Consider the following 25,010-nt stretch of genomic DNA (forward strand, 5'->3'; position numbering starts at 1 on the left):
GTTGCACACCTGAATGTCACATGGCCAGCGTGGATCAGCTACGAACGGGCAACGTGACCTCGCCGCCGTGGATCAGTCACGAAACGTCACGACGGTGACGCCGGGCCGGGCCGGCACCGGGTCGTTCATCGCGGCCAGTGCGGCCGGGACGTCGTCGAGGCCGATCCGGCGCCCGATCAGCGCGGCGAGGTCGATCCCCGCCGTCTCGACGACGCGCAGCAGCTCCGGGTACTCGTGGGCCTGCAGCCCGTGGATGCCGACGAGCTCCAGCTCGCCGCCGATGACCCGGTGCATCGGGATCGGCGCGACGCCCTGCGCGGGCGGCATCAGCCCGGCTTGGACGTGCCGGCCGCGCTTGCGGAGGCTGCCCACCGACGCCGCGCAGGTCGACGGCGCGCCGAGGCAGTCGAGCGAGACGTGCGTGCCGCCGCCGGTCAGCTCGCGCACGTGCGCGGCGACGGCTTCCGGGCCGTCGAAGGCCAACGAATCGACGGTGAGGGTGGCGCCGGACTTCGCGGCCAAGGCCAGAGCGAGCGGCGAGACGTCGATCGCGACGACCTTCGCCCCCGCCGCGACGGCCAGCAGCACCGCGGAGATCCCGACGCCGCCGCAGCCGTAGACCGAAACCCACTGCCCCGCGGTGACGCGTCCCTGCCGCAGCACCGCGCGGAACGCCGTCCCGAAGCGGCAGCCGAGCGCGGCGGCTTCGGCGGCGCCGAGCGAGTCCGGCAGCGCGACGAGGTTCGTCTCGGCGTGCTCGATGGCGACGCGCTCGGCGAAGGAACCCCAGTGGGTGGCGCCGGGCTGGAACTCGCGGTCGCAGATCTGCTGGTCGCCGCGGGCGCACTGGGAGCAGGTGCCGCAGGCGCAGACGAACGGCACGGTGACGCGCGCGCCGAGCTCCCACCCGCGCACGCCGGCGCCGAGCGCGACGACGCGGCCGGCCAGCTCGTGCCCGGCGACGTGCGGCAGCCGCACCGCGGCGTCGTGACCCTGCCACGTGTGCCAGTCGCTGCGGCAGACGCCGGTGGCGTCGACCTCGATCACGGCGCCGCCCGGCGGCGCCACGGGCTCCGGCACGTCCCGCAGGACGGGCGGGACGCGGAATTCTTCCATGACCACAGCACGCATGGCCCGAGCCTACGTGCTCAGGTGAGCGGTTTTCCCTTGGTACCGCTCAATTGAGCGGCGGCGGCTGAGCGTGGAAGCGCGTTCTTCCCCGCGGCGGCCCGAGGAGCTTGCTGAGCGAGCCGTCCGGCACGTTCAGGATGTCCTCGAGATTCCGCAGGGCCTCCAACGATTCCGCGCGTTCGGGCCGGCACCGCCCCGACTGCCAGTGGCTGAGGGTGGCCAGGCTGACCGTGGTTCCCCTGCCGCGCAAGCGATAGCGGATCCGGTCGAGGCCGAGCCCGCGGGCCCGGATCGCCGCCCGCAGGGCCACGTCGAACGGCCCGGCGGAGAGCAGCTGGCTCAGCTCCGCCTGTTCCCCCCGGTCGATGGTGCGTGTTCGCTGACCGGTCATCACAACGCTCCGAAGCACTCCCGAGACGAAAATTGGAGCGTAGGCCCAGCTTCGCAAGATCGGAAGGGCCCTCACCCACCTGCGAGCCGCACCTCTTCGGCGATGGCAGCGAACGGTTCCGCGTAGCCGGAGTTGATCGTGACGTAGGAAATCCCCCACCGCTCCCGCCAGCGAAGAAGCCTTTCCGCCGCTTGACCTGGATCAGCGGGCAGCACGGTGACGGCACCGGCGGCGGCGAGCTCCGGGACGTCGACCCCGGCCCACCGCGCGATTCCCGGCGACGGCTCGTCCCCGACGGCCATCAGATTCAGCCCGAGCTCGATGTCCGGCAGCCGTTCGTCAGCCAGCTTACGGAATCGATCCACAATGGACTCGGCGTCGGCTTCGGTCGTCTGCGGCTTCCAGGTGAAGGTGACGGTGTCGGCTTCTTGCGCGGCGAGCGCCAGCATTTTCGGCCCACCGCCGGCGAGCATCAGCCGCGGCCGGTCGATCGATCGCTTGAGGTGGGCGATCGTCTCCGCCATCCGTGTGATGCGCTCACCCGGTTCGCCGAACTCCCGCCCGAGGCTTTCGGCGTGCGCCTCCGCCCCGGGCCGCCCGACCCCGAGCCCGAGCTCGAACCGGCCACCGGTCTGCTGGTGCAGGGTCTGCGCCTGCCAGCCGAGGGCACGCGCGTCCCGGAAGGGATCGGCGAGCACGAAGGTGCCGATGGTGAGGTCCAGGGTGACCGCGGCGGCGGCCCCGAGCAGCACGAAGGGATCGGCAGCGCCGACGGGATCCGTCGCGAGAAGGGTGTCGAAGCCGAGCTTCTCGACGTATTCGGCCTGAGCGGTCCACGAGGTGAGGTCCGGCGAGTAGCCGGCGACGACGCCGAAGCGGAAGGGTTTCATGCAAGCCATGGTCGGGGTGGCGGGTGCGTCACCACATCCGCTTCACGACGTCACTCGCGCGTACGCCCCTCAGCGCACGCCAGGTGCCATTGCGCGTTGGTTACTTTCGGTAGTAGCGGAACGCGCAATGACGGCGCAAGCAGCTCGCCTACATCGCCACCGTCTTGGTCGTGCTCACGACTTCGGGCAGCACGGCACCAAGTCCACAGCTGACGGATACGACGGGTACGGCGATCTCGGAGACGGTTCGCAGGTCACCGTTTCACTTTTGCCGACGTGCCGAGCGCTACGGCGTGCACGTCGGCAACAGCAACCGCGGCACGCTGTGGAAGGACGCCGACGAGGCCGAGCGCGTCGGGTTCCAGCTCTCCATCGGCGGCTGAACGACGGCGAAGCTCCTCAGCGCAGGGTGACCGACAAGGCCTGCGCGATCTCCTTGCCGATGGCGTGCGTGGCGACCTCCGGCGGGGAGCCCACCTTCACCACCATCGGTCCCCCGAACGGCTGGCGCTCGACGACCTCGATGCGTTCGCCCAGGTTGATCGCGTGCTCCGTCAGGTACCTCAGCAGCTCCGGGTCCGTGTCCCAGACCCGGACGATCTCGCCCACCGCGCCCGGCTCGAGGTCGTCCAGGATGCGGACCGAGAGCTCCTCGACGCTGCCGTCCGCGGCCGGGATCGGGTCGCCGTGGGGGTCGCGGACCGGGTTGCCGAGCTTGGCCGCGATGCGCTCGACCAGCCTGTCCGACACCGCGTGCTCCAGGGCGTCCGCCTCCGCGTGGACCTCGTCCCACGTGTAGCCGAGCTCGGACACCAGGTACGTCTCGATCAGGCGGTGCCGCCGCAGCACCGAGCGCGCGAGCAGCCTGCCGTCCGCGGTGAGCTCAATCCCGCGGTAGGGCACGTGCGTGACCAGCCCGAGCTGGGACAGCTTCGTGACCATCCCCGACGCCGAGGACGGGCTGACCTCCAGCCGGCCGGCGAGCGAGGTGTTCGTGACCGCCTCACCGCGCTCGACCAGGCCATAGATCACCCGGACGTAGTCCTCGACCGACGAGGACCTCCGGACCGAACCATCTCCCATGCCGCATACGATACGGGGCCGGGATCTTTCTCGTGAAAGTTCACGGCCGCCAGCGGTAGCGGATCCAGCCGGGGACGGGTTCGGCGCCGAGCTGGGCGTAGAACGCCTCGCCTTTCTCGTTGCCCGCCTGCATGTCCCACTCGACGCGCCCGGTGGTGCGGTTGCGGAGCTCGTCGAGCAGCTCGCTGCCGAGCCCGAAGCGCCGGTGGGCGGGGCGGACGAACAGGTCGTCCAGCCAGATTCCGGGCCGGGCCTCCCAGGTGGAGAAGTTCCAGCTGCAGAAGGCGAAGCCGGCGACGGTCCCGGGCTCCTCGGGCGGCGTCGCGATCAGCACCCACGCCTTCGGGTCCGGCCCGAAGAGGTGCCCGCTCATCTCGGCGCGGTCGAGCTTGAGGTCGTGGTTGTCCTCGTAGACGGCGTGCTCTTCGATGAGCGTGCAGATTTCTTCGATGTCCTCGAAGACGGCGTCGCGGACGGGCATCTCGCCTCCCGTTTCTGTCGGTGGTGGTCGTTACTGTCGGGGTCGGAGGTGGTCGATGTCACCAGAAGACAAGTTCGAGGACCTGGTCGACGAGTTCACCGGACGTCCGGGCATCACGCCACCCGGCGCGACCGGCGGCTTCGGGCACACAGCCCTGCGCGCGCAGGGGCGCATCTTCGCGATGTTCGTCCGCGGGCAGCTGGTGCTCAAGCTGCCAGAAGCCCGGGTGGACGCGCTGGTCGAGGGTGGGCACGGGGTGCGCTTCGACGCGAACAAGGGCACGCCGATGAAGGAGTGGCTGGCGCTGGACACGGCGTCGACGCAACCGTGGTCCGCGCTGGCCAAAGAAGCACTCGAGTTCGTGGGAAGGAAGTGAGTCATCACGCTTGATAACGCAGTTCGCCGCCGACGGCCGTGCCTTGCACGCTGAGTTCTTCCCAAGCAGGGCCGTCCAAAGCGGACTCGTCGAGGGGTGAGCCGGACAGCACGGCGAAGTCGGCGAGCTTCCCGGGTTCGAGCGTGCCCAGGTCGCGCTCGGCGAAGGTCGCGTACGCCGAGCCGTACGTGTACGCGCGCAACGCCTGCTCCGGCGTCAACGCCTCTTCGGGTGCGAAGGGGGCTCCGGACGCCGTGCGCCGACGCACCATGTCGGCCAGGGCGAGCAGTGGTGCGCCGTTCACGACGGGGCGATCCGAGGACGCGGGAAGCACGCAACCCGCATCGAGGACGCTTCGCAGCCGGTAGCACCACGGGACGCGAGCCTCACCGAGCGCGGCGCGCATGCCGTCGCCGAGCTCGTTGACGAAGCGTCCCTGGGGCGACGCCAGCAAGCCGAGCGACGCGAGCCGGGACAGCTCCGCGGGCTGGAGCACCGCGCAGTGCTCGATGCGGTGCCGGTGGTCCGTGCGCGGCGAAGCGGCCAACGCGGCTTCGTACGCGTCGAGCACGACCGTGATCGCGCGGTCGCCGATCGCGTGCGTCGCGATCTGCCAGCCGGCTTCGTGCGCGCGGCGGATCGTGTCGGCCAAGGCGTCCTCGGGCACCTGGAAGTACCCGCGGTTGCCCGGCTCGCCGTCGAACGGCTCGTGCATCGCGCACGTCCGGCCCACCAGCGAGCCGTCGGCGAACAACTTCATCGGGCCGACGCGCAGCCACTCGTCGCCCAGGCCGGTGCGCAGGCCGAGGTCGAGGCCGAAGCCGGCGTCGTCGGGCAGGTCGTGCAGCACGCTCGCGGCGACCATCACCGTGCTGCGCACGCGCAGGACACCGAGGTCGCGCGCCTCCTGGTAGGCGGCCAGCTCGGCGGGTGTCTCGCCGACCAGGCCGCCGCCGATCCCGGCCTCCTGGACGCTGGTGATGCCTTCCGAGAGGTACTGCTCGGACGCCCGGCCGAGCCCGCGGACGACGCGCGAAACCGGCGTCGGGTACGTCAGCGGCCGCAGCAGCAGCTGGGCCTGCTCGCGCAGCAGCCCGGTCGGCGAGCCGTCCGCGTCGGGCACGACGTCGCCGCCGACCGGCACGTTGGCCAGGTCCAGCTGGTCGAGGACGGCCGAGTTCACCACGGTCATGTGCCCGGACGTGTGCTTGAGCCGCACGAGCATCCCCGGCGCGGCGCGGTCGAGGCCGTGCCGGTCCGGGTGCCCGCCGGCGAGCTTGTTCTGGTCGTACCCGCTCCCGACCACCCAGCTCCCGGCCGGCAGCGTCGCGGCCCGGGCGGCGACGGCGTCGTAGACCTCCTCGACGCTGCGGCAGCCCCCCAGCGCGACGTCGTCGAGGCCCATCCCGAACCACGCCATGTGGTTGTGCGCGTCGTGGAACCCGGGCACGACGAACCCGCCGGCCAGGTCGACCCGCGAACGCGCGGACAGCTCGAGGGCGTCGTCCCCGAGTGCGACGACCCGGCCGTGCAGCACGGCGAGCGCGCTGGTCACGCCCGCACCCGTCCACACCGTGGCGTTCTCGTAGACCGCATCGACCCGCATGAACCCGACACTATCGATCGATCGATCGAACGTCTAGCATCGCCCTCATGCCCACCGTGGAGTTCGCCGTCGAGGACGGCATCGCGCAGATCCGGCTGAACCGGCCCGAGCGGCTGAACGCGGTCGCCGCCGTCCTGGTCGACGACTTCCTCACCGCCCTCGACGCCGCCGCGCGCAGCGACGCCCGCGTCGTCGTGCTGTCCGGCTCCGGCCGCGCCTTCTGCGCCGGCCACGACCTCAAGGAACCCACCCCCGCGGGGGACTCCCGGGCGCGGCTCGACCGGCTCCAGGACGTCACGCGACGGCTGCGCGCGCTGCGGCAGCCGGTGATCGCCGCGGTGCACGGCTACGCGATCGGCGCCGGCGCGGAGTTCGCGCTCGGCTGCGACCTGATCCTGGCCGCCGAAGACGCCGTCTTCGCGTTCCCCGAGGTCTCGCTGGGCCTGAGCGTCACCGGCGCGGCGTCGCGGCTGCTCCCGCTGCTCGTCGGCCCGCTCAAGGCGAAAGAACTCCTGCTGCTCGGCGAGCGCTTCGACGGCCGGAAGGCCGCGGAGCTCGGCATGGTCAACGCCGCCGTCCCGGCCGAGCAGCTCCAGGCCGAAGCGCTCAGCTGGGCGAAGCGGATCGCCGAACACCCGCCGGCGGCCGCCGCGATGGCGAAGCGCGTCCTCGACGCGACCACCGATATCGAGCCGGCGCTCGAACTCGAGGTCAGCCACGCTCTTATCACCGAAACCTCGGCCGCGGTCGCCGCGTCCACGGAGGCCTTCCGGAGCCGGACGTGACGCCGCTCGCCGAGATCGGCACGCTCGCCCAGCTCGTCAAGCGGGCGGCCGAGCTGTGGCCGGAGCGCACGGCCTGGATCTTCGACGAGGGAGACCAGCGCTTCACCTTTGCCGAAGTCGACCGCGAAAGCGCCCGGCTCGCCGCAGCGCTGGCCGAGCGCGGAATCGGGCCCGGGGACCGCGTGGCCGTGATGCTGCGCAACGTGCCCGCGTTCCCGCTGCTCTGGCTGGCGCTGGCCAAGATCGGCGCGCAGCTGGTGCCGGTCAACACGAACTACCGCGAGTTCGACGGCGCCCACGTCCTCCGCCACTCCGGCGCGAAACTGGCCGTCGCCGCACCGGAGTTCACCGACCTCCTCACTCGCATCGGGCTGACCGAGGTCGTCACCCCGGACCAGCTCGGCACCGACGCCGAGCCGCCGGAGTTCACGCCGGTGCCGGAAACGCCGGTCAACATCCAGTACACCTCCGGCACCACGGGTGCCCCCAAGGGCTGCGTCCTGCCGAACCGGTACTGGACGACCCTGGCCGTCGGCCTCGCCACCGACTTCCCCGCCGTCGGCGCGGACGACGTGCTGCTGACCGCGCAGCCGTTCCACTACATCGATCCACAGTGGAACGTCGCGCTGGGTCTCGCCGGCGGCGCCACCCTCGTCGTGCTGGACCGCTTCCACCCCAGCACGTTCTGGGCGAAGGTCCGCGAGCACGGCGTCACCTGGTTCTACTGCCTCGGCCTGATGCCGACGCTGCTGCTGCGGCAGGAGCCGTCGGACGCCGACCGTGAGCACCGCGTCCGCGCGATCTGCGCGTCCGCGATCCCGCACGAGCTGCACGCCGAACTGGAAGCACGCTGGGGCGTGCCGTGGTACGAGGCGTTCGGGATGACCGAGACCGGCGGCGACATCCGGATGACCGCGGCCGACCACGACGAGACCGTCGGCACCGGCTGCATCGGCAGGCCGAGCCGCGACCGCGAGGCGATGATCGCCGGCGAAGACGGGAAACCGTTGCCACGCGGGGAAACCGGCGAGCTGCTGATCCGCGGGATCGGGCTGATGCACGGCTACCACGACGACCCCGAAGCGACGGCGAAGGCGTTCAAGGACGGCTGGTTCCACACCGGCGACCTCGCCCGCATGGACGACGCCGGCCGCGTGTACTACATCGGGCGCACGAAGGACATGATCCGCCGCAGCGGCGAGAACGTCTCCGCCGACGAGGTCGAGCGCGCGCTGCTGTTGCACCCGGCGGTGCGGCTGGCGGCCGTCGTCGCGGTGCCCGACGAACTGCGCGGCGAGGAGATCAAGGCGTACGTCGTGTGCGACGGCGAGCGTCCGGAACCGGCTTCCCTGGTCGACTTCTGCTCGGAGAAGCTGGCCTACTTCAAGGTTCCGCGCTTCTGGGCGTTCGCCGACGGGCTGCCGATGACGCCGTCCGAGCGCGTCGCCAAGGGCGAGCTGCGGAAGGTGGCCGACCCGCGTTCCGGGTCGTGGGACGCGAAGGCGGAAGCATGGCTGTGACCAGCCGGGAGCGCGTCCGCGCGGCGGCGGTGAAACTGTTCGCCACCAAGGGTTTCCACGGCACGGGCATCCGGGATCTGGCGCAGGAGGCGGAACTCTCCTCGGCGAGCCTGTACCACTACATGGGCACCAAGGAGGATCTGCTCGCGGAGATCATGCACACGGCGCTGAACCGCCTCCTCGACGCGGCCCGCGAAGCGACGGCCGGCAGCGCGGACCCGGTGCACCGGCTGCGCACGCTGGTCGCGCTGCACGTGCTCGCGCACGCGGTCGGCCCGGCGGAAACCCGCGTGGTGGACAACGAAGTCGACGTGCTGTCGCCGGCCGCGCGCGAACCGGTGGTGGCGTTGCGGGACGCCTACGAACACCTGTGGGCGGCGGCGATCGACGAAGGCGTCGCGGCCGGGGTGTTCCACACCGAACACCCGGCGGTGACCCGGCTGGCGCTGCTGGAGATGTGCAGCGGTGTCGCGAGGTGGTATTCACCGCGCGGCCCACTGGCTCTCGATCAGCTCGCCGAGCACTACGCGGAGCTGGCGTCGAGGGCCCTGGGCTGCACGTCTTCGCCGGGCGTGGCCGACTTGCGACGCTGCCGGGAAATCGTCGCGAAAGAGTGGGGCATGTCCGTTTAGCGGCGCTTTTACCTGTGTACGCCTTGCCCAGACGGCGCGCGTGGGGGACGCTCGAAGGGTGACTGAGGAAACGATCCAACTGGAACTGGACGACTCGGGTCTCGCGCCGGGCCTCCCGGCGCCGGCACACCCCCGCGATCAGGTGCAGGATGTCCCCTACCGCCCGGTCGAGTTCCGCGATGACGATCTCCCCACCGCCCTGGAGCGGTGCTCCGCGTGGCTACGGCAGGCGCAGGAGTGGCTGGGCGAGCCGCTCGACGTCCTCGCCATCCACCTCGACTACGACGACCGCCAGGGTTCGCCGTACTACGACGTGAAGCTCCTGTGCAACGAAGAGGACCTGGCCGGCGTCCCGATCGCCATCCGCAACAAGCAGTAACCCGAAGCGCAGCCGAGGCCACCTCCCGGACGTCCGGGAGGTGGCCTCGTTCGCTTTCCGGGGACCTCAGCCGAGGACGCCGCCGACCTTCACGTGGCCCTTGAGCAGGTTGCGCGCGATGGTGCGGCGCTGGATCTCGTCGGTGCCTTCGTAGATGCGCAGCAGCCGCAGCTCGCGGTACCAGCGCTCGACCGGCAGCTCCCGCGTGTACCCCATGCCGCCGTGGATCTGCAGGACGCGGTCGACGATTTCGTTGGCCTTCTGGCCGCCGTAGAGCTTCGCCATCGACTGCGCGTGCCGCGAGTCGACGCCCTGGTCGACCTGCCAGGCGGCGTTGAGCACCAGCCACCGCAGCGCCTCGAGCTCGACGCCGGAGTCGGCGATCATCCACTGGATGGCCTGACGCTCGGCGATCTTCTGCCCGAACGTCTCGCGGGTGTTGGCGTGCTCGATGGCCATCGAGATCAGCCGCTCGCACGAACCGATCGCGCGTGCCGGCAGGAGGTAGCGGCCCTGGCCGATCCACTGCATGGCGAGCTCGAAGCCGCGGCCTTCCTCGCCGAGGATCTGCGTCTCGGGGACGCGGACGTCCTGGAAGATCAGCGACGCCGGGCCCCACTCGCCCATGGTGTCGATGTACTCGGACTTCCAGCCGGCCTCGCGGTCGACCAGGAAGCACGTGACACCGCCGTTCGCGCCCTTCTCCGGGTCGGTGATCGCGAAGACCATCGTGAAGTCGGCTTCGTTGCCGCCGGTGATGAAGGTCTTCTCGCCGTTGATGATCCAGTCGGTGCCGTCCTTGCGGGCGGTGGTCCGGATGGCCTTGGCGTCCGACCCGGCGCCCGGCTCGGTGATCGCGAAGCACGACTTGCGCTCGCCCGAAATGGTCGGCAGCAGGTAGGTCTGCTTCTGCTCTTCGTTGGCGTGGAACAGGATGTTGTCCGCGGCACCGCCGAAGCGGAACGGTACGAAGGTGCGGCCGAGCTCGGCCTCGAGCAGCGCGGCCATCACGGCGGACAGGCCCATGCCGCCGTACTCCTCCGGCGTGAAGACGCCCCAGAAGCCGGACTCCTTGGCCTTCAGCTGGAGGTCCTTCAGCTCCTCGCCGGTCAGCCCGGGCTGGTGGGCGCGCTCGCGCCGGAGGACTTCCTGCTCGAGCGGGATCAGCTCCCGCTGGACGAACGTGCGGACCCAGTCGCGCACTTCACGTTCTTCGGTGCTGAGAGAGAAATCCATACCGAGCTGCTCCTCCGACACTGGCTAAGCGCTTGCTTAGTACGAGGGTACCTCCTGGGAGCGGGATTACCCCAGACCTGTCCGCGAATTCGTGACAACCGCTTCGCCGCCCGGAAGGATCGGAGGGGTGATGGAGATCGTGGTCCGCTGGTCGTCCCCGCTGCCCGCCGAAGAGCGTTTCCTGCGCCTGCTGGACGACGTCGAGCAAGGCCGCTTCGAGGCCTACCGGCAGGACGCGGACAAACGGCGCTTCCTCACCGGCCGGGTGCTGGCGAAGACGGTGGCGGCGGAGCGGCTGAGGGTGCCGGCCGAGGCCGTGAAGTTCGACGCGACCTGCGAAGACTGCGGCAAACCGCACGGCAGGCCCCGCGTCCCGGGCGCGGACCTGACGCTGTCGATCTCCCACTCGGGCGACCTGATCGGCGTGGCGGCGACCCCGTCGGTCCCGGTGGGCCTGGACGTCGAGACGGCCGGCCGCAAGGCGGACGACGGCCTGATCGAGTACGCGCTGAGCCCGGCCGAGACGGCGCACCTGGCCGGCCTCGGCCCGGAGGAGAAGGCGGCGGCGTTCTTTGTCTACTGGACGCGCAAGGAAGCCGTGATGAAGGCCACGGGCAAGGGCCTGCGCATCCCGCTGAAGAGCATCACGTTCTCCCGCTTCGACGAACCGGCCCGCCTCCTGGAGTCGGGCGACCCGGCACTGGACCCGGCGACCACGCGCCTGGTGGACCTGAAGGCCTCGGACGGCTACCGCGCGGCCATCGCGGTGCTCACCACCGACGAGCTGTCGGTGACCGAGGAGCTCTGGGTCCCGCGGCTATAGTTGGCGACATGTCCACACCGGCGAGCACGAGTGAGCCGAGGTATCCCGCGGGCGCTTCGCCGGCGGCCATCCGGGCTGCCCTGTTGCCCGAGGACGTGCCCCGGTTCGACCAGGACTACCGCCGTGCTCTCGACGTCGCCCGAGAGGCACTGAGCCTTACCGACCTCGTCGAAACGCTGGAGTCGTGGCGCCGGATCGCGTGGAGCACCCAGGCCGACCCCGCCGCCCACCGGCGCATGGTGCAAGCGGCCGAGCACGCCCAGCACTCTGGGGAGCCACCCGCCGGCAGCCGATCGTGGAACTCGCTCAAGACGGAGCTCGGCCTGTAGCAGTGGCGTACCGACATCGAGGTGTACCCCGACGTCCAAGATCAGATTCGAGCGTTGCCGAAGCAGGCGCTTCCCGCCTTGGCCGAGGCCATCAGCATGCTCGAACTGGTTCCCGGCAAGGGCGATCCCTATCACCGGGCGAATCCTGAGGGCGCGATGCGCAACCTGGCCTTCGGGCCGCATGGTGAAGGACTGATCACTTACCTGATCCTGGAAGACCAGAACCGGGTCGACCTGCTTCGCATCCTCTGGGCTCCCTAGACGGGCAAGTCCGCCAAGCCCATCGCGCCCAGCAGCGTCCGGAACTTCGCCGTCGTCTCGTCCAGTTCCGCCTGCGGGTCCGAAGCCGGGACGATGCCGCCGCCCGCGTACAGCCGCATCGAGGTCGATGCGATCTCCGCGCAGCGGATCGCCACCGCCCACTCGCCGTCGCCCGAGGCGTCCACCCAGCCGACCGCTCCCGCGTAGTAGTCGCGGTCGAACGGCTCCAGCTCCTGGACCAGCTCGCGGGCTCCTTCGGTCGGGGTGCCGCAGATCGCCGGGGTCGGGTGCAGCGCCGCCGCCAGGTCGAGGGCCGTGATGTCCGGGTCGGCCAGCTCGCCCGTGATCGGGGTGCGCAGGTGCCAGATCGCCGGGGTCGTGACCAGCTCCGGCTCCGCCGGAACCTCCAGGGTCCGGCAGAACGGCCGCAGCGCCTCGACCAGGTAGTCGATCACCACGGCGTGCTCCAGCTGGTCCTTGCGTGACGTCCGCAGGGCCTCGCCGTTGGCCCGGTCGGTCGCCGGGTCGGCCGAGCGCGGCATCGAGCCCGCGTGCGGCGACGAGAAGACCGTCCGGCCGGTGCGGCGCAGCAGCAGCTCGGGCGTGGCGCCGACGAGCGCGCGGCCGCCCGGCAGCTCGGCCGCGTACGTGAAGTGCCGGGGGTTGCCGACCGCCAGGTTGCGCACGATGCTCTCCGCCGGCACGGGCGCGGCGAACTCGAGGTCGAGGGCCCGGGCCAGCACGGCTTTCCGCAGGTCACGCGCGGCCAGCGCCTCGACGGCCGCGGAGACGGCGGCCATGTGCTGCGCGGGAGAAGGCACCGCACGCACCCGCACGGGCGCCGGCAGGACCTCGCGCGGCAGCGAAGGCGCCCCTTCGGAGCGGTGGACGGTCCGGGGCACGACGAGGTGGCCCGGCACCTTCGTGTCGGGTCCGGTGTCGAACGGGAGGACACCGACGGCCAGCGGGGCACCCGTGGCGGCCAGGACGCCGGGGATCGCCGAGGCGAGCCGGCGGGGGTCCGTCTCGGCGACGGTCCGGATCGTGCCCTGCGCGAGGAGTGCGCGCTCGGCCGTCGTGAAGAGGAAGTCGCCTCGCTGGTAGCGGGCGGCGAGGTCTCTTGCCGGGATCACCGGGTCTGTGTCACTCACAGACTCCAGCGTCCCAGGCTTCGGGAGATCCGCGAGGGGAGTGTCACGAGCGACACTCCCCTCGCGGGAGCTCCGGTGACGGCTACTTCAGCGCGTCGATGAGCGCCTCGCGCTGGCGCTCGCCCAGGCCGGCGGCGCGCCGGTCCGGGTCGATACCGGCCTGCTCGAGCAGGGCGGCGACCTTCACCGCGCCGAGGCCGGGGACGGCCTTCAGCAGCTGGGTGACCTTCGTCTTCCCGATCGTCTTGTTCTCCTTGGCCTGCTTGAGCACCTTTTCGATGCTCTCCTTGCCGGACTTGATCGACGCGAGCAGCTCCGAACGCGCCTTGCGAGCCTCGGCCGCCTTGGCGAGTGCATCGGCGCGCTGCTCCGGAGTCAACGTAGGCAGAGCCAACGTAGTAGTCCTTTCCTCTCAGGTCTCCGCTTTCGCGGCCGACGGCTTTTCGGTGCGCTTGCTCCTGCAAGCGCTGGCCAGCCGTCTCTTACCACGGCCCCAGTAAACGCCACCGGGTTCTCGGCCGTGCAACCGACACGCACTTAATACCCTCGGAGGTGATGCCGGGCAACCCGCTCCGGCCTGCGGAAACGCTCCCAAGAACCGTCCCGAGTGGCCATCCTCACCCGGAAGTGAAGCCTCCGCTACACCGGGTTTCGGTGCATATTTCGTTGCTCACAACGAAAAGCGCAAAAATAGTCGATCATGATCACCGTTCGGTCGTCGCCCGATCGCGGGACGACCGTGACCGAACGGAGCCGTTGTTGACCATGCCCGCTTCACCCGATCCGCACTAGAGTCGGCCCAACCCCAGTCCGCCGGCGAACGACCCCCGGGAGCGACCATGTTGAGCACCATGCAGGACGGCCAGCTGTCGCTGGCGAACCTGCTCCGCCACGGCACGTCGGTGCACTCGGCGAGCGAAGTCATCACCTGGACCGGTTCAGAAGCCCGCCGCGAGACCTACGGCGACCTCGGCCGCAACGCCGCCCGCCTCGCGAACGCGCTCCGGAGCCTCGGCGTGACGGGCGACCAGCGCGTCGGCACGTTCATGTGGAACAACGCCGAGCACATGGCCGCCTACCTGGCCGTCCCGGCGATGGGCGCCGTGCTGCACACCCTGAACATCCGGCTCTTCCCCGAGCAGCTGACCTTCGTCGCCAACCACGCCGAGGACCAGGTCGTCATCGTCGACGGGACGCTCGTCCCGCTGCTGGCGAAGCAGCTGCCGGAGTTCAAGACGGTCCGGCACGTCATCGTGGCCAACGGCGACGCCGCGTCCCTCGAAGCTCCGGCCGGCATCGAGGTGCACTCCTACGACGCGCTGCTGGCCGCCCAGCCGGACACCTTCGACTGGCCGGACGTCGACGAGCGCTCCGCCGCCGCGATGTGCTACACCTCGGGCACGACGGGTGACCCCAAGGGCGTCGCCTATTCACACCGGTCGATCTGGCTGCACTCGATGCAGGTCTGCATGAGCGACAGCATGAACCTCGCGCAGAGCGACACGGCGCTGGCGATCGTGCCGATGTTCCACGCGATGGCGTGGGGCCTGCCGTACGCGGCCCTGATGGTCGGCGCGTCGCTGCTGATGCCGGACCGGTTCCTCCAGCCCGCGCCGATCTCGGCGATGCTGGCGGCCGTGAAGCCCACGTTCGCCGGCGCGGTCCCGACCGTCTGGCAGGGCCTGCTCGCCCACCTCGACGCGAACCCGCAGGACATCTCCCACCTGCGCGAGGTCGTCGTCGGCGGGTCGGCGGTGCCGCCGTCGCTGATGCACGCGTTCCAGGAGAAGCACCACGTCTCGATCCTGCACGCCTGGGGCATGACCGAGACGTCGCCGCTGGGCAGCGTCGCCCGGCCGCCCGCCACCGCGACCGGCGAGGACGCCTGGCGCTACCGCTACACCCAAGGCCGCTTCCCGGCGTCCGTGCGGGCCCGGCTGATCGACGACGACGGCGCCGTGCTGCCCTGGGACGACGAGGCCGTCGGCGAGCTCGAGGTCCAGGGCCCGTGGATCGCCGGCTCCTACTACGGCGGCTCGCAGGTCGACCCGGACAAGTTCCACGACGGCTGGCTGCGCACCGGCGACGTCGGCAAGGTCAGCGCGGACGGCTACCTGACGCTGACCGACCGCGCCAAGGACGTCATCAAGTCCGGCGGCGAGTGGATCTCCTCGGTCGACCTGGAGAACCAGGTCATGGGCCACCCGGCGGTGGCCGAGGCCGCGGTCGTCGGCATCCCGGACGAGAAGTGGGACGAGCGGCCGCTGGTCGCCGTCGTGCTCAAGGAGGGCCAGACGGCCACGCCCGAGGAGCTGCGCGAGTTCCTGTCCGACAAGGTCGCGAAGTGGCAGCTGCCGGAGAACTGGACGTTCGTGGACGAAGTGCCCAAGACGAGCGTCGGCAAGTTCGACAAGAAGCGGATCCGCGCGTCCTACTCCGAGGGAAAGCTCGACATCGCACAGCTCTAACGGGTAAATCTCCGGCGTGCCTAAGGTTCCGTGAATGCCACATTGGGGGACTCTGTGTCCCTCGATGTGGCATTCACGGACGTACGCGGAGGAGTACTGGGGATGCAGCGAAACAGGCGGAGCTTTCTCGCGCTCGCGGGAGCGGGCGCGGTCGGCGCGGTGGCGGCCGCGTGCGGGTCGAACACCGGGCGGCAGGGCACCCCGCCGCCGTCGACGGCGTACTCGGCGGGACCGCCGCCGTCGGACGCGCCCAAGGTCACGCTCCAGCAGTGGTACCACGCCTACGGCGAAGACGGCGTCCAGGAAGCGGTCAAGCGCTACGCCGCGACGTACCCGGGTGCGACGGTCAACGTCCAGTGGAACCCGGGTGACTACGACTCGAAGATCGTCACCGCACTGCAGAACAGCAAGGTGCCGGACGTCTTCGAGGCACAGGTCAAGATCGACTGGGTGCGGCAGAACCAGGTCGTGTCGCTCGACGACGTCCTCGGCCCGATGAAGGGCGACTTCAGCCCGGCCGTGCTCGCCGCGCAGACCGTCGAAGGCAAGGTCTACGGCATCCCGCAGGCCATCGACACGCAGGTGCTCTTCTACCGCAAGAGCCTGCTGCAGGCCGCGGGCGTGCAGCCGCCGCAGACGGTCGACGAGCTGGTCGACGCGGCCGCGAAGCTCTCCAAGGACGGCGTCAAGGGCTTCTTCGCGGGCAACGACGGCGGCGTCGGCGTGCTCACCGGGCCGCTGCTGTGGTCGGCCGGCCTCGACTACCTGAAGAACGGCAACCGCGAGGTCGGTTTCGACGACCCGCGCGCGGCGACCGCGCTGGCCAAGCTGCACACCCTCAACGCCAACGGCTCGCTGCTGCTCGGCGCGCCCGCCGACTGGTCGGACCCCGGCGCGTTCGTCGACGGGCTCGCGGCGATGCAGTGGACCGGGCTGTGGAACGTGCCGAAGATCCGCGACGCGCTCGACGACGACTTCGGCGTGCTGCCCTTCCCGCGGCTGGACGGCAGCGGCGCGCCGTCGGTGCCGGTCGGCGCGTACGGCGCGATGGTGAACGCCAAGAGCGAGCACGTCGCCGAGGCCAAGGCGTTCGTGAAGTGGCTGTGGATCGACAAGACCGACGACCAGCTGGAGTTCGCGACGAAGTTCGGCTTCCACGTCCCGGCGCGCCAAAGCCTCACCGACCGCGCGGACAGCCTCAAGACGGGCCCCGCCGCCGACGCCGCGAAGTTCGTCAAGGAGAACAGCCACCTGGTCGGCGGTCCGGTGTGGACCCAGCAGGCGAACACGGCGCTGTCCGACGCGGTCGCGAAGATCGCGAAGGAGGGGGCGGACCCGGTCGCGCAGACCAAAACCGCGGTCGAAGTGGCGAAGTCCGAGCTCAAGCGCCTGTTCGGATGAAGGGGCGCGACGCGCGCGCGTTCTGGCTGTTCGTCGGGCCGTTCCTGCTGGGGCTCGCGGTCTTCGCGTACCTGCCGATCGGCTGGAGCGCGTACCTGTCGTTCTTCGACGCGCGCAACACGGTGAGCCCGACGGACTTCGTCGGGCTGGACAACTACGGGCACATGCTCACCGACGAGCCGTTCCTGTCGAGCCTCGGGACGTTCAGCGTGTTCGCGGTGTTCATCGTGCCGCTGACGTTCGTCCTCTCGCTGGCGCTCGCGCTCGGCGTCAACCAGTTGCGGTTCGCGCGGGCGTTCTTCCGGTCGGTGTTCTTCCTGCCGTTCGCGTGCTCGTACGTGGTGGCGTCGCTGATCTGGAAGACGTCCCTGTTCTCGGGGGTGCGTTACGGACTGGCGAACACGGTGCTGGGGTTGTTCGGCGCGGACCCGGTGGCCTGGACGGGCACGGTCCACCCGCCGCTGTACTGGATCGTGCTGGTCACCGCGCGGCTGTGGCTGCAGCTCGGGTTCTACATGATCCTGTTCATCGCGGCGCTGCAGCGGATCCCGCACCACCTGTACGAAGCGGCCTGGCTCGACGGCGCGAAGCCGGGGTGGCAGGTGTTCCGCTACATCACGCTGCCGCAGCTGCGCGCGACCGCCGTGGCGGTGCTGCTGCTGAACCTGATCAACGCCTACCAGGCGTTCGACGAGTTCTACAACATCATGGGCGACTCCCGCGGCTACCCGCCGTTCGCCCGGCCGCCCCTGGTGTACCTGTACTACACGTCGCTGGGCTCGGGCGGCCAGGACCTCGGCCGCGGCAGCGCGGGCGCGGTGATCCTGGCGCTGATCATCGCGCTGGTGACGTTGCTGCAGGGCCGGGTCTTCCGCTTCGGGCGGGTGTCGTGAAGGCCCTCTTCCGGTGGACGTCGCTGACGGTGGCGGCGGTGCTGTTCCTGCTGCCGTTCTACCTGCTGGTGCGCAACGGACTGGCGTCGCGGGCTGAGATCACCGCTCCACAGTGGACGTTCTTCCCGGCCACCGCGCACTGGGAGAACTTCTCGAAGCTGTTCTCCCTCGACGACGTGCCCTTCGCCCGCAGCCTGCTGAACTCGGCGATCGTGGCGGTCCTGCAGACGACCGGCCTCCTGGTGGTCTGCTCGCTGGCGGGCTACGGCCTGGCGCGGATCCCCTACCGGCACTCTCGCGCGGTCTTCTACGCGGTGCTGGCCACGCTGATGATCCCGACGTCGGTGACGTTCGTGCCGACCTTCGTGGTGGTCTCGACGCTCGGCTGGCTGTCGGACTTCCGCGGGCTGGTGATCCCCGGGCTGTTCAGCGCGTTCAGCGTTTTCCTGTTCCGGCAGTACTTCCTGGACTTCCCACGCGAGCTGGAGGAGGCCGGGCGGGTGGACGGGCTCACGCGCTGGGGCGTGTTCTGGCGGATCGTCGTACCGAACTCGCGGGGCTTCTTCGCGGCGATCGCGGTGATCTCGGTGATCGGCAGCTGGAACGCGTTCCTGTGGCCGTTGATCATCGCCCAGTCCCCCGACTCGTGGACCGTCCAGGTGGCGCTGTCGGGCTTGCTGACGGCGCAGAACCCGCAGCTGAACCTGCTGTTCCTGGCGGCGGCGGTGTCGATCCTCCCGATCGTGCTGCTGTTCGCGTTCCTGCAGCGGTACCTGGTGCGCGGGGTGACGGAGTCCGGTTTGGGCGGCTCGTAACAAGCCGCGGGGCACCGCCGACTCCGGGGTTGTCTCGAAGGAAGCAGGTACTCCCATGACCAGTTCCGACCCGTACCCGTCGGTCCACCCGGACGACCCGGCGTCGCACATGCCCACCCCGAGCGGGCCCACCTGGCAGCAGAACCCGGTGTCGGCGCCGATGCCCGTCCAGCCGTACGCGGCGGCGTACGGCGTGCCGGTCCCGATGCTGCGCACCAGCGGCCTGTGCGTCGCGGGCATGGTCGTCGGCATCCTCGCCCTGCTCGGGTTCTGGATCCCGTTCGGTGACGTGCTGATGGGCCTGCTCGCGATCGGGCTGTCGTGGGCCGGCATGACGCAGGCGGCCCGGCCCGGGTTCACCGGCCGCGGCATGGGCATCGCCGGCCTGATCTGCGGGAGCATCGCGATGATCCCGGCTATCATCTTCATGGTCATCTTCTTCACCGCGGCGGCGACCGTGACGACGACCTGCGGTCTTTACTGCTGACGTAACGCCCGGAGCCGGCGCACCGACGACTCCGGGTAACGACAGAAACAGGTGCACGATGACCGAGTTCGACCCCTACCGGCAGCAGGACCAGGCCGGCCCGGTGTACCCGCCTTCGGCGCCTGTTCCGCAGCAGCCCTGGGGGACGCAGCCGTACCCGGTGCAGCCGTATGCGCCCCAACCGGTTTACGTCGCTCAGCCGTACCCCGCGTACGCGGCGTACCAGCCGCTGACCACCAGCGGGATGGCGGTGGCGGGCATGGTCGTCGGCATCGTCGCCCTCGTCCTGTTCTGGGTCCCGTTCGTCGACCTGGTCCTCGGCTTCCTGGCGATCGGCCTGTCGTGGGGCGGCATGGTCCAGGCCGACCGGCCGGGCTACACGGGCAAGGGCATGGGCATCGCGGGCCTGGTGTGCGGCATCATCGCGGTGATCCCGGCGGTGATCGTGATGCTGTTCTTCTTCGGCATCATGGCGGCGGCCGGGACCGCCGCGTGCACCTACGCCTGCTGAGCGCTCCCGTCGCCCGAAATCACCACGACGTTCGGCGGTACTCCCCTCGCCGAGACGTGTGACAAGGTGGATTGAAGTGTCACGGTGAATGTTTTTCACGTTCACCCCGCGTCCACCAAGGTCCGGCACGGTGCTGGGCAACCGAGAAACTGGGGAGCGAACAACCATGGCCGAACTCACCCGGCGCACCGTCGCCACCGCGGGCGCCGCCGGTCTCGGACTCCTGCTGTGCACGCCCACCGCGAACGCCCTCGACCGCGCGCTGCGGCTCACGAGCACCCGCTCGGTCAGCACTGCCGGCACGACCCTCGAACAGGTCGCCACCGGCGGCGGCACCGCGAGCTACAGCCGCCTGTCCGCGGGCCCCGGCTGGCCGCTGGTCGTCCGCGGCGACCTCGCCGCCCCGCAGGCCGGCCGCGACGACCGGCGGCGCGCCCTCAGTGCGTTCGTGCAGTTCACCGACCTGCACATCACCGACACCGAGAGCCCCGCGCGCTTCGAGTACCTGCACCCCTTCATCGGCTCCGCGCACCGGCCGCAGGAGGCGCTCGGCACCGTCGCCACCTCCGCGCTCGTCGAACGCGTCAACAGCGTCCGCCAGGGCCCCTTCACCGGCCGGCCGTTCGACCTCATGGTCACCACCGGCGACAACACCGACAACCACGAGCTGATCGAGCTCGACTGGTTCCTCAAGGTCCTCAACGGCGGCAGCGTCACGCCGAACTCCGGTGCCACGAACGCCTACGAAGGTGTCCAGAGCTCCGGCAACAAGGAGTTCTGGAACCCGGCCATCGCGGGCGTGGGCGACGACTACTCCGCCAAGGGCTTCCCGCAGCTGCCCGGCCTGCTCGAAGCGGGCATCAAGACCTTCACCGCGCCCGGCCTCGACGTCCCGTGGTACTGCACCTTCGGCAACCACGACGACAGCATCGTCGGCTCGCTGCCGGCGCAGATCCCCGGCATCGACGCCTGGTACACCAGCAAGTACAAGGTGATCGGCAAGGACGAGAGCACCGCGAAGAAGCTCGCCGACGCCATCAAGAAGCCCGGCTCCAGCATCCCGGTCGCGGAGCTGTTCGGCGGCAGCGGCACCATCCGCGAGATCACGCCGGACGCGCGGCGCCGCCCGTTCACCACCGGCCAGTTCGTGCAGGCGCACCTGGACGCGGCCAACACCGGCCCCGGCCCGGTCGGGCACGGCTTCACCGGTGACAACGCCGACGGCAAGAACGTCTACTACACCTTCCGGATCTCGCCGGGCATCACCGGGATCAGCCTCGACACGACGACCGACGCCGGGTTCGCCGACGGCTCGATCGGCCTGGCCCAGTTCACCTGGGTCGAGTCGACGCTCAAGCGCAACAGCTCGACGTACTACGACTTCTTCGGCCGCAAGGTCACCCACGCCGTCACCGACGAGCTGTTCCTCCTGTTCAGCCACCACACCAGCGGCTCGATGGGCAACGTGCTGCCCGACTCGCGCCACCTGCTCGACCCGCGCCTGGACGGCAACGCGTTCGTCGGGCTGCTCAAGCGGTTCCCGAACGTGCTGGCGTGGGTCAACGGCCACACGCACCTCAACAAGATCACCGCGCACGCCGGGAACACGCCGAAGCAGAGCTTCTGGGAGATCAACACGGCGTCGCACGTCGACTTCCCGCAGCAGGCCCGGATCGTCGAGGTCGCGGACAACGCGGACGGCACGTTGTCGCTGTTCACGACGCTGATCGAGGCGGAAGCGCCGTACGCCGTGGACTACGACGCCCGGACCCCGCAAGCGCTTGCGTCCCTCTACCGCGAGCTGTCCTACAACGACATCCACGTCGACCTCGGCCGCGTCGGCGAGGCCGTCGACCACAACACGGAACTGCTGCTCGTCAACCCGCTGAGCTGAGCGCGTTACCCCTGAGGTAATCGCCCCGCGGCCGGTCTTCGGGCAGGCTGCGGGGCATGACCGATCCCGAGGGCACCCGGCTCTTCCACCGCTCCATGCCGTTCTCCGAGCGCCTCGGCGTCGAGGTGCTGGAGCACGGCAAGGCACTCGTCCGCAGCCGGCTGAAGTGGGACGAGAGCCTCTGCACGCTCGGCGGCGCGCTGCACGGGGGCGCGCTCATGGCGCTGGCCGACTCGACCGGTGCCGTGTGCGCGTTCCTCAACCTCCCCGAAGGCGGGCAGGGCACGACGACCGTCGAGTCGAAGACGAACTTCCTGCGTGCCGTGCGTTCGGGCTACGCCGTTGCGTCGTCCAGACCACTGCACGCCGGGCGCAAGTTCGTCGTGGTGGAGACGGAGATCCACGACGACGACGGCAAGTTGGTCGCGAAAGTGACACAGACGCAGGCCGTCCTCTAGGTACCTGTTTACATACCGGGCCCGACCGGCAAAAATCCCTGGCTACTGGGTGGGACTGACAGGGAGCCGGGATGCGCGTACGCAAGTTGTTCACCTTATTGTCCGTGGTTGTGTTGACTGCAGTAACCGCGCAGGTCGCCGAGGCCGCGCCGGCCCGGCCCCACGACGACGAGGCGATCGACTACCACGAGTGGAACGGCGGGCAGTTCCACGACGGCGGCTTCGACGGCCTCGCCCTGACCCGCGACGGCCTGCGCATCACGCGCCCGGCCGGCACGGTCGAGCACACCGAGCCAGAGCTCGGCACGACGAGAACGTACGAGTACGGCCAGTGGACGTCGCCGTCGTACCGGCAGGGCTTCGGCGCGACGCAGCTGGTCGCGTCGTGGAACGCCCGGACGCCCGCGAAGACGTGGCTGCAGGTCGAGGCGCAGGGCAAGACCTCGGCGGGCGCCGAAACCGCGTGGTACGTGATGGGCCACTGGGCCAGCGGCGACGCCGACATCCTGCGCACCAGCGTCGACGGCCAGGACGACGCGAACGCGCTGGTCGACGTCGACACGCTGGTCATGAAGGCCGGCGTCACGCTGAAGTCGTACAAGCTGCGGATCACCCTCTACCGCGAAGCCGGGTCCCCCGCGTCGCCGTCGGTGACGTCGCTGGGCGCGATGACTTCGGCGGTGCCGGACCGCTTCGACGTGCAGACGACGAAGCCGGGCCGCGCGACGGGCATCGAGCTGAAGGTGCCGGCGTACGCGCAGAACCTCCACAAGGGACAGTTCCCGCAGTACGGCGGGGGCGGCGAGGCCTGGTGCAGCCCGACGTCGACGGAGATGGTGGCCGAGTACTGGGGCAAGAAGCCGTCGGCGGCGGAGATGTCCTGGATCCCCTCGGACTACGTCGACCCGTCGATCGCATTCGCGGCGCGCTACACCTACGACCACGCGTACGACGGCACCGGCAACTGGCCGTTCAACACGGCGTACGCGGCGTCGCGCGGGCTGCGCGGGCACATCACGCGGCTGCACTCGCTGAACGAGCTGGAGACCTACATCGCCCGCGGCATCCCGGTGATCACGTCGCAGTCGTTCCTGGCTTCGGAGCTCGACGGCGCGGGCTACGGCACGGCCGGGCACATCATGGTGGTCGTCGGCTTCACGAAGGACGGCGACGTGATCGCGAACGACCCGGCCTCCAGCAGCAACGACCGGGTCCGCAACATCTACAAGCGCGACCAGTTCGAGAAGATCTGGCAGCGCACCAAGCGGTACCGCGCCGACGGGACCGTCGCGAGCGGCCCCGGCGGCATCGCGTACATCATCACCCCGGCCTGACCGGGCTCGGCGGGGCGCCGGACCGGCGCCCCGCCGGGTTCACCAGGCCTGGCCCGCCTGCTGCCGGGTCGTGCGGTTGATCCGGTTGAAGAAGTTGGTGAGCGCGATGTTCAGGGTGATCGCCGACAGCTGCTTCTCGTCGAAGTGCTTCGCCGCCGCCTCCCAGATTTCGTCCGTCACCCCCGGCTCGCCGTCCTGGAGCCGGGTCGCCGCCTCCGTCAACGCGAGGGCCGCCCGCTCCGGCTCCGTGTAGAACGGCGTCTCGCGCCACGCGACCACGTTGTGCAGCCGTTCTTCCGTTTCGCCGTGTTTCTTCGCCGACTGGACGCCGCCGTACACGCACGGGCTGCAGCCGTTGATCTGGCTGGCCCGCAGGTGGACCAGCTCCAGCACCAGCGGGTCGACGCCGCCGGCGTGCACCGCCTTGATGATCTGCTGGATCGCTCCGAACACCTCGGGGTTCCCCGAGTCCTTCAACCGCGCTTCCATCGGTCCTCCGTCTGTTACCTGTGCCCCTCCGGGCCCGTCAGCACCACGACGGAGCGGAACGGAGGAAGGTAACGACATGCCCGACACGGTGACCGAGGCCTTCGAAGCGCAGCGCGACCGGCTGCGCGCGGTGGCCCATCGGGTGCTCGGCTCGCACGCCGATGCCGAGGACGTCGTCCAGGAAGCTTGGCTGCGGCTGTCGCGCCAGGACGCCGGGACCATCCGGAACCTCGACGGCTGGCTGACCACGGTGGTCGGCCGGATCAGCCTCGACGTCCTGCGCTCGCGCCGGTCCCGTCCCGAGACGCCCTACGACGAGGTCGTCGTGGCAGCCGGCTCCGAGCCGGCGGACGACGTGGCGCTCGCGGACTCGGTCGGGCTCGCGCTGCTCGTCGTCCTCGAGTCGCTCGGGCCGAACGAGCGGCTGGCGTTCGTGCTGCACGACCTGTTCGCGGTGCCGTTCGAGGAGATCGGCCGGATCCTGGGCAAGTCCCCCGCCGCCAGCAAGATGCTCGCGAGCCGCGCCCGCCGCAAGGTCCGGACGCCGTCGCCCGCTTTGTCGGCCGGGCCCGAGCAGCGAGAAGTGGTGAACGCGTTCCTGAGAGCGGCCCGCGACGGTGACTTCGAGGGGTTGCTGCGCGTGCTCGACCCCGACGTCAAGCTGACGGTCGACACCCCGGACGGCGTGGTGGTGGTCTTGGGAGCGACGAACGTGGCGGCGGGAGCACGCTTCAGCGCGGCCAACGACGGCCGGGAGGTCCTGGTCGGCGGATTGCCGGGAGTGGTGGCGTGGCGGCCGGACGGGACCCCGCTGTCGGTGGTGGCGTTCACGGTGGTGGACGGCCGGATCGCGGGAATAGCGGCGGTGGCCGACCCGGCCCGGCTGGCGTCGATGGCCCTGCCCGAGCCGCCCGGAACTGTCGGTACCTCCCGATAAGCTGGAAACCGGGGGCCGGAGGCACGCGCCCGGGTCGCGCCGGCCGCCGGAATCGTGGGCGCGGCCGCAGCCCCGGGGCTTCTCGCGCGGCGGGCGCTGCGGCACACGCCCGGGGCTTCCCGCGCGGTGGTCGCCGCGCAGTCGGGCGCTGCGGCGCCAGTGCCATGTCCGCGTTCAGCGGGCCGACCTACCGCACCATTCGGCGGCGGCAATGCCCAGTCCGCGGGCCAACCCCGACCGCACCGCTCG

At 70.3% G+C, this 25,010-nt stretch carries 29 protein-coding genes; 19 read left to right on the plus strand and 10 right to left on the minus strand.

Annotated elements, in window-relative coordinates:
• Positions 1-72 precede the first annotated feature (72 nt).
• From QSK39_RS06700 to QSK39_RS06710, 3 genes are all read right to left on the minus strand, one after another.
• A complete protein-coding gene (locus QSK39_RS06700; protein WP_285476764.1) occupies positions 73-1,131 on the minus strand; it encodes an alcohol dehydrogenase catalytic domain-containing protein in 1,059 nt (352 codons plus the stop codon).
• Positions 1,132-1,177: 46 nt separating this feature from the next.
• On the minus strand, positions 1,178-1,522 hold the full coding sequence (locus QSK39_RS06705; RefSeq protein ID WP_285476765.1) for a transcriptional regulator: 345 nt from the start codon (positions 1,520-1,522) through the stop codon (positions 1,178-1,180).
• Between the two features lie 71 nt (positions 1,523-1,593).
• Positions 1,594-2,412, minus strand: coding sequence for an LLM class flavin-dependent oxidoreductase (locus QSK39_RS06710; protein ID WP_285476766.1), 819 nt, complete (start codon positions 2,410-2,412; stop codon positions 1,594-1,596).
• 170 nt (positions 2,413-2,582) lie between these two features.
• Between QSK39_RS06710 and QSK39_RS06715 the strand changes: the two genes are divergently transcribed.
• Positions 2,583-2,795 (plus strand): hypothetical protein, encoded by a 213-nt coding sequence (locus QSK39_RS06715; RefSeq protein WP_285476767.1) that lies wholly within the window; start codon positions 2,583-2,585, stop codon positions 2,793-2,795.
• A 16-nt stretch (positions 2,796-2,811) separates the two neighbouring features.
• Here the strand turns inward: QSK39_RS06715 and QSK39_RS06720 are convergent, their stop codons facing one another.
• Positions 2,812-3,495, minus strand: a complete 684-nt coding sequence (locus QSK39_RS06720; protein ID WP_285476768.1) for a metal-dependent transcriptional regulator — start codon at positions 3,493-3,495, stop codon at positions 2,812-2,814.
• Positions 3,496-3,535: 40 nt separating this feature from the next.
• Complete coding sequence (locus QSK39_RS06725) at positions 3,536-3,976, minus strand: GNAT family N-acetyltransferase (protein WP_285476769.1); 441 nt, start codon at positions 3,974-3,976, stop codon at positions 3,536-3,538.
• A gap of 55 nt (positions 3,977-4,031) precedes the next feature.
• Between QSK39_RS06725 and QSK39_RS06730 the strand changes: the two genes are divergently transcribed.
• Positions 4,032-4,352 carry a hypothetical protein gene (locus QSK39_RS06730; protein ID WP_285476770.1) on the plus strand — a complete coding sequence of 107 codons (321 nt, stop codon included), beginning with the start codon at positions 4,032-4,034 and terminating at the stop codon, positions 4,350-4,352.
• A gap of 4 nt (positions 4,353-4,356) precedes the next feature.
• Here QSK39_RS06730 and QSK39_RS06735 read toward each other — a convergent pair whose 3' ends face one another.
• Positions 4,357-5,958, minus strand: a complete 1,602-nt coding sequence (locus QSK39_RS06735) for an amidohydrolase (RefSeq protein WP_285476771.1) — start codon at positions 5,956-5,958, stop codon at positions 4,357-4,359.
• Positions 5,959-6,005: 47 nt separating this feature from the next.
• On the opposite strand from QSK39_RS06735, the gene QSK39_RS06740 reads away from it, so the two are divergent.
• Genes QSK39_RS06740 through QSK39_RS06755 form a run of 4 tightly spaced genes read left to right on the plus strand, consistent with a single transcriptional unit; the run spans position 6,006 to position 9,274 of the window.
• Positions 6,006-6,743 carry an enoyl-CoA hydratase/isomerase family protein gene (locus QSK39_RS06740; protein ID WP_285476772.1) on the plus strand — a complete coding sequence of 246 codons (738 nt, stop codon included), beginning with the start codon at positions 6,006-6,008 and terminating at the stop codon, positions 6,741-6,743.
• A complete protein-coding gene (locus QSK39_RS06745) occupies positions 6,740-8,263 on the plus strand; it encodes an ATP-dependent acyl-CoA ligase (RefSeq protein WP_285476773.1) in 1,524 nt (507 codons plus the stop codon). The genes QSK39_RS06740 and QSK39_RS06745 overlap by 4 nt, the downstream gene beginning before the upstream one ends.
• Entirely contained in the window at positions 8,254-8,895 is a 642-nt protein-coding gene (locus QSK39_RS06750) for a TetR/AcrR family transcriptional regulator (RefSeq protein ID WP_284742933.1), read from the plus strand. Before QSK39_RS06745 ends, QSK39_RS06750 begins: the two co-directional genes overlap by 10 nt.
• Before the next feature lie 58 nt (positions 8,896-8,953).
• Positions 8,954-9,274 (plus strand): hypothetical protein, encoded by a 321-nt coding sequence (locus QSK39_RS06755; RefSeq protein WP_086680390.1) that lies wholly within the window; start codon positions 8,954-8,956, stop codon positions 9,272-9,274.
• Between the two features lie 66 nt (positions 9,275-9,340).
• Here the strand turns inward: QSK39_RS06755 and QSK39_RS06760 are convergent, their stop codons facing one another.
• Complete coding sequence (locus QSK39_RS06760; RefSeq protein ID WP_086680388.1) at positions 9,341-10,510, minus strand: acyl-CoA dehydrogenase family protein; 1,170 nt, start codon at positions 10,508-10,510, stop codon at positions 9,341-9,343.
• Positions 10,511-10,640: 130 nt separating this feature from the next.
• Here QSK39_RS06760 and QSK39_RS06765 point away from each other — a divergent pair, with 130 nt between their 5' ends.
• From QSK39_RS06765 to QSK39_RS06775, 3 genes are read left to right on the plus strand one after another with little or no spacing between them, the layout of a single operon-like run.
• The gene (locus tag QSK39_RS06765; protein WP_285476774.1) at positions 10,641-11,333 is read left to right on the plus strand and encodes a 4'-phosphopantetheinyl transferase family protein; all 693 of its coding nucleotides are present in this window, start codon (positions 10,641-10,643) and stop codon (positions 11,331-11,333) included.
• A gap of 8 nt (positions 11,334-11,341) precedes the next feature.
• Positions 11,342-11,662, plus strand: a complete 321-nt coding sequence (locus tag QSK39_RS06770; protein WP_285476775.1) for a DUF6247 family protein — start codon at positions 11,342-11,344, stop codon at positions 11,660-11,662.
• Between the two features lie 21 nt (positions 11,663-11,683).
• Entirely contained in the window at positions 11,684-11,923 is a 240-nt protein-coding gene (locus tag QSK39_RS06775; protein WP_285476776.1) for a hypothetical protein, read from the plus strand.
• On the opposite strand, the gene QSK39_RS06780 is transcribed toward QSK39_RS06775, so the two are convergent.
• Together QSK39_RS06780 and mihF are read right to left on the minus strand one after the other, a co-directional pair.
• Positions 11,920-13,074: an isochorismate synthase gene (locus QSK39_RS06780; protein ID WP_285476777.1), complete on the minus strand. Its 1,155-nt coding sequence runs from the start codon at positions 13,072-13,074 to the stop codon at positions 11,920-11,922. The two genes, QSK39_RS06775 and QSK39_RS06780, sit on opposite strands and share 4 nt — an antisense overlap.
• Positions 13,075-13,156: 82 nt before the next feature.
• A complete protein-coding gene (mihF, locus tag QSK39_RS06785) occupies positions 13,157-13,468 on the minus strand; it encodes an integration host factor, actinobacterial type (RefSeq protein WP_026468624.1) in 312 nt (103 codons plus the stop codon).
• 445 nt (positions 13,469-13,913) lie between these two features.
• Here mihF and QSK39_RS06790 point away from each other — a divergent pair, with 445 nt between their 5' ends.
• The 9 genes from QSK39_RS06790 (at position 13,914) to QSK39_RS06830 (ending at position 23,335) form a co-directional block, all read left to right on the plus strand.
• Positions 13,914-15,542, plus strand: a complete 1,629-nt coding sequence (locus QSK39_RS06790) for a long-chain fatty acid--CoA ligase (protein ID WP_285476778.1) — start codon at positions 13,914-13,916, stop codon at positions 15,540-15,542.
• A gap of 102 nt (positions 15,543-15,644) precedes the next feature.
• Positions 15,645-16,943, plus strand: a complete 1,299-nt coding sequence (locus QSK39_RS06795; RefSeq protein WP_285476779.1) for an ABC transporter substrate-binding protein — start codon at positions 15,645-15,647, stop codon at positions 16,941-16,943.
• Complete coding sequence (locus QSK39_RS06800) at positions 16,940-17,836, plus strand: carbohydrate ABC transporter permease (protein ID WP_285476780.1); 897 nt, start codon at positions 16,940-16,942, stop codon at positions 17,834-17,836. The genes QSK39_RS06795 and QSK39_RS06800 overlap by 4 nt, the downstream gene beginning before the upstream one ends.
• Positions 17,837-17,865: 29 nt before the next feature.
• The gene (locus tag QSK39_RS06805; protein ID WP_285477951.1) at positions 17,866-18,651 is read left to right on the plus strand and encodes a carbohydrate ABC transporter permease; all 786 of its coding nucleotides are present in this window, start codon (positions 17,866-17,868) and stop codon (positions 18,649-18,651) included.
• A 55-nt stretch (positions 18,652-18,706) separates the two neighbouring features.
• A complete protein-coding gene (locus QSK39_RS06810; protein ID WP_285476781.1) occupies positions 18,707-19,138 on the plus strand; it encodes a DUF4190 domain-containing protein in 432 nt (143 codons plus the stop codon).
• A gap of 58 nt (positions 19,139-19,196) precedes the next feature.
• Positions 19,197-19,649 (plus strand): DUF4190 domain-containing protein, encoded by a 453-nt coding sequence (locus QSK39_RS06815; RefSeq protein ID WP_285476782.1) that lies wholly within the window; start codon positions 19,197-19,199, stop codon positions 19,647-19,649.
• Positions 19,650-19,815: 166 nt separating this feature from the next.
• A complete protein-coding gene (locus QSK39_RS06820; protein ID WP_285476783.1) occupies positions 19,816-21,543 on the plus strand; it encodes a TIGR03767 family metallophosphoesterase in 1,728 nt (575 codons plus the stop codon).
• Between the two features lie 56 nt (positions 21,544-21,599).
• Positions 21,600-22,001, plus strand: a complete 402-nt coding sequence (locus tag QSK39_RS06825) for a PaaI family thioesterase (protein ID WP_285476784.1) — start codon at positions 21,600-21,602, stop codon at positions 21,999-22,001.
• A gap of 71 nt (positions 22,002-22,072) precedes the next feature.
• A complete protein-coding gene (locus tag QSK39_RS06830) occupies positions 22,073-23,335 on the plus strand; it encodes a C39 family peptidase (RefSeq protein WP_285476785.1) in 1,263 nt (420 codons plus the stop codon).
• Positions 23,336-23,374: 39 nt separating this feature from the next.
• Here the strand turns inward: QSK39_RS06830 and QSK39_RS06835 are convergent, their stop codons facing one another.
• Positions 23,375-23,824: a carboxymuconolactone decarboxylase family protein gene (locus QSK39_RS06835; RefSeq protein WP_285476786.1), complete on the minus strand. Its 450-nt coding sequence runs from the start codon at positions 23,822-23,824 to the stop codon at positions 23,375-23,377.
• A gap of 76 nt (positions 23,825-23,900) precedes the next feature.
• Between QSK39_RS06835 and QSK39_RS06840 the strand changes: the two genes are divergently transcribed.
• Positions 23,901-24,761 carry a sigma-70 family RNA polymerase sigma factor gene (locus QSK39_RS06840; protein ID WP_285476787.1) on the plus strand — a complete coding sequence of 287 codons (861 nt, stop codon included), beginning with the start codon at positions 23,901-23,903 and terminating at the stop codon, positions 24,759-24,761.
• The last annotated feature ends 249 nt before the right edge of the window (positions 24,762-25,010 follow it).

The sequence above is a fragment of the Amycolatopsis sp. NBRC 101858 genome, from assembly GCF_030269325.1.
GTDB classification, from domain to species: Bacteria; Actinomycetota; Actinomycetes; order Mycobacteriales; family Pseudonocardiaceae; genus Amycolatopsis; species Amycolatopsis ponsaeliensis.

What these genes read in the sequence shown, in the direction of transcription:
- QSK39_RS06700 (WP_285476764.1), bottom strand. Translation starts at nt 1,131, where the DNA reads ATGCGTGCTGTGGTCATGGAAGAATTCCGCGTCCCGCCCGTCCTGCGG.
- QSK39_RS06705 (WP_285476765.1), bottom strand. Translation starts at nt 1,522, where the DNA reads ATGACCGGTCAGCGAACACGCACCATCGACCGGGGGGAACAGGCGGAG.
- QSK39_RS06710 (WP_285476766.1), bottom strand. Translation starts at nt 2,412, where the DNA reads ATGAAACCCTTCCGCTTCGGCGTCGTCGCCGGCTACTCGCCGGACCTC.
- QSK39_RS06720 (WP_285476768.1), bottom strand. Translation starts at nt 3,495, where the DNA reads ATGGGAGATGGTTCGGTCCGGAGGTCCTCGTCGGTCGAGGACTACGTC.
- QSK39_RS06725 (WP_285476769.1), bottom strand. Translation starts at nt 3,976, where the DNA reads ATGCCCGTCCGCGACGCCGTCTTCGAGGACATCGAAGAAATCTGCACG.
- QSK39_RS06730 (WP_285476770.1), top strand. Translation starts at nt 4,032, where the DNA reads ATGTCACCAGAAGACAAGTTCGAGGACCTGGTCGACGAGTTCACCGGA.
- QSK39_RS06735 (WP_285476771.1), bottom strand. Translation starts at nt 5,958, where the DNA reads ATGCGGGTCGATGCGGTCTACGAGAACGCCACGGTGTGGACGGGTGCG.
- QSK39_RS06740 (WP_285476772.1), top strand. Translation starts at nt 6,006, where the DNA reads ATGCCCACCGTGGAGTTCGCCGTCGAGGACGGCATCGCGCAGATCCGG.
- QSK39_RS06750 (WP_284742933.1), top strand. Translation starts at nt 8,254, where the DNA reads ATGGCTGTGACCAGCCGGGAGCGCGTCCGCGCGGCGGCGGTGAAACTG.
- QSK39_RS06760 (WP_086680388.1), bottom strand. Translation starts at nt 10,510, where the DNA reads ATGGATTTCTCTCTCAGCACCGAAGAACGTGAAGTGCGCGACTGGGTC.
- QSK39_RS06765 (WP_285476774.1), top strand. Translation starts at nt 10,641, where the DNA reads ATGGAGATCGTGGTCCGCTGGTCGTCCCCGCTGCCCGCCGAAGAGCGT.
- QSK39_RS06770 (WP_285476775.1), top strand. Translation starts at nt 11,342, where the DNA reads ATGTCCACACCGGCGAGCACGAGTGAGCCGAGGTATCCCGCGGGCGCT.
- QSK39_RS06790 (WP_285476778.1), top strand. Translation starts at nt 13,914, where the DNA reads ATGTTGAGCACCATGCAGGACGGCCAGCTGTCGCTGGCGAACCTGCTC.
- QSK39_RS06795 (WP_285476779.1), top strand. Translation starts at nt 15,645, where the DNA reads ATGCAGCGAAACAGGCGGAGCTTTCTCGCGCTCGCGGGAGCGGGCGCG.
- QSK39_RS06800 (WP_285476780.1), top strand. Translation starts at nt 16,940, where the DNA reads ATGAAGGGGCGCGACGCGCGCGCGTTCTGGCTGTTCGTCGGGCCGTTC.
- QSK39_RS06810 (WP_285476781.1), top strand. Translation starts at nt 18,707, where the DNA reads ATGACCAGTTCCGACCCGTACCCGTCGGTCCACCCGGACGACCCGGCG.
- QSK39_RS06815 (WP_285476782.1), top strand. Translation starts at nt 19,197, where the DNA reads ATGACCGAGTTCGACCCCTACCGGCAGCAGGACCAGGCCGGCCCGGTG.
- QSK39_RS06820 (WP_285476783.1), top strand. Translation starts at nt 19,816, where the DNA reads ATGGCCGAACTCACCCGGCGCACCGTCGCCACCGCGGGCGCCGCCGGT.
- QSK39_RS06825 (WP_285476784.1), top strand. Translation starts at nt 21,600, where the DNA reads ATGACCGATCCCGAGGGCACCCGGCTCTTCCACCGCTCCATGCCGTTC.
- QSK39_RS06830 (WP_285476785.1), top strand. Translation starts at nt 22,073, where the DNA reads ATGCGCGTACGCAAGTTGTTCACCTTATTGTCCGTGGTTGTGTTGACT.
- QSK39_RS06835 (WP_285476786.1), bottom strand. Translation starts at nt 23,824, where the DNA reads ATGGAAGCGCGGTTGAAGGACTCGGGGAACCCCGAGGTGTTCGGAGCG.
- QSK39_RS06840 (WP_285476787.1), top strand. Translation starts at nt 23,901, where the DNA reads ATGCCCGACACGGTGACCGAGGCCTTCGAAGCGCAGCGCGACCGGCTG.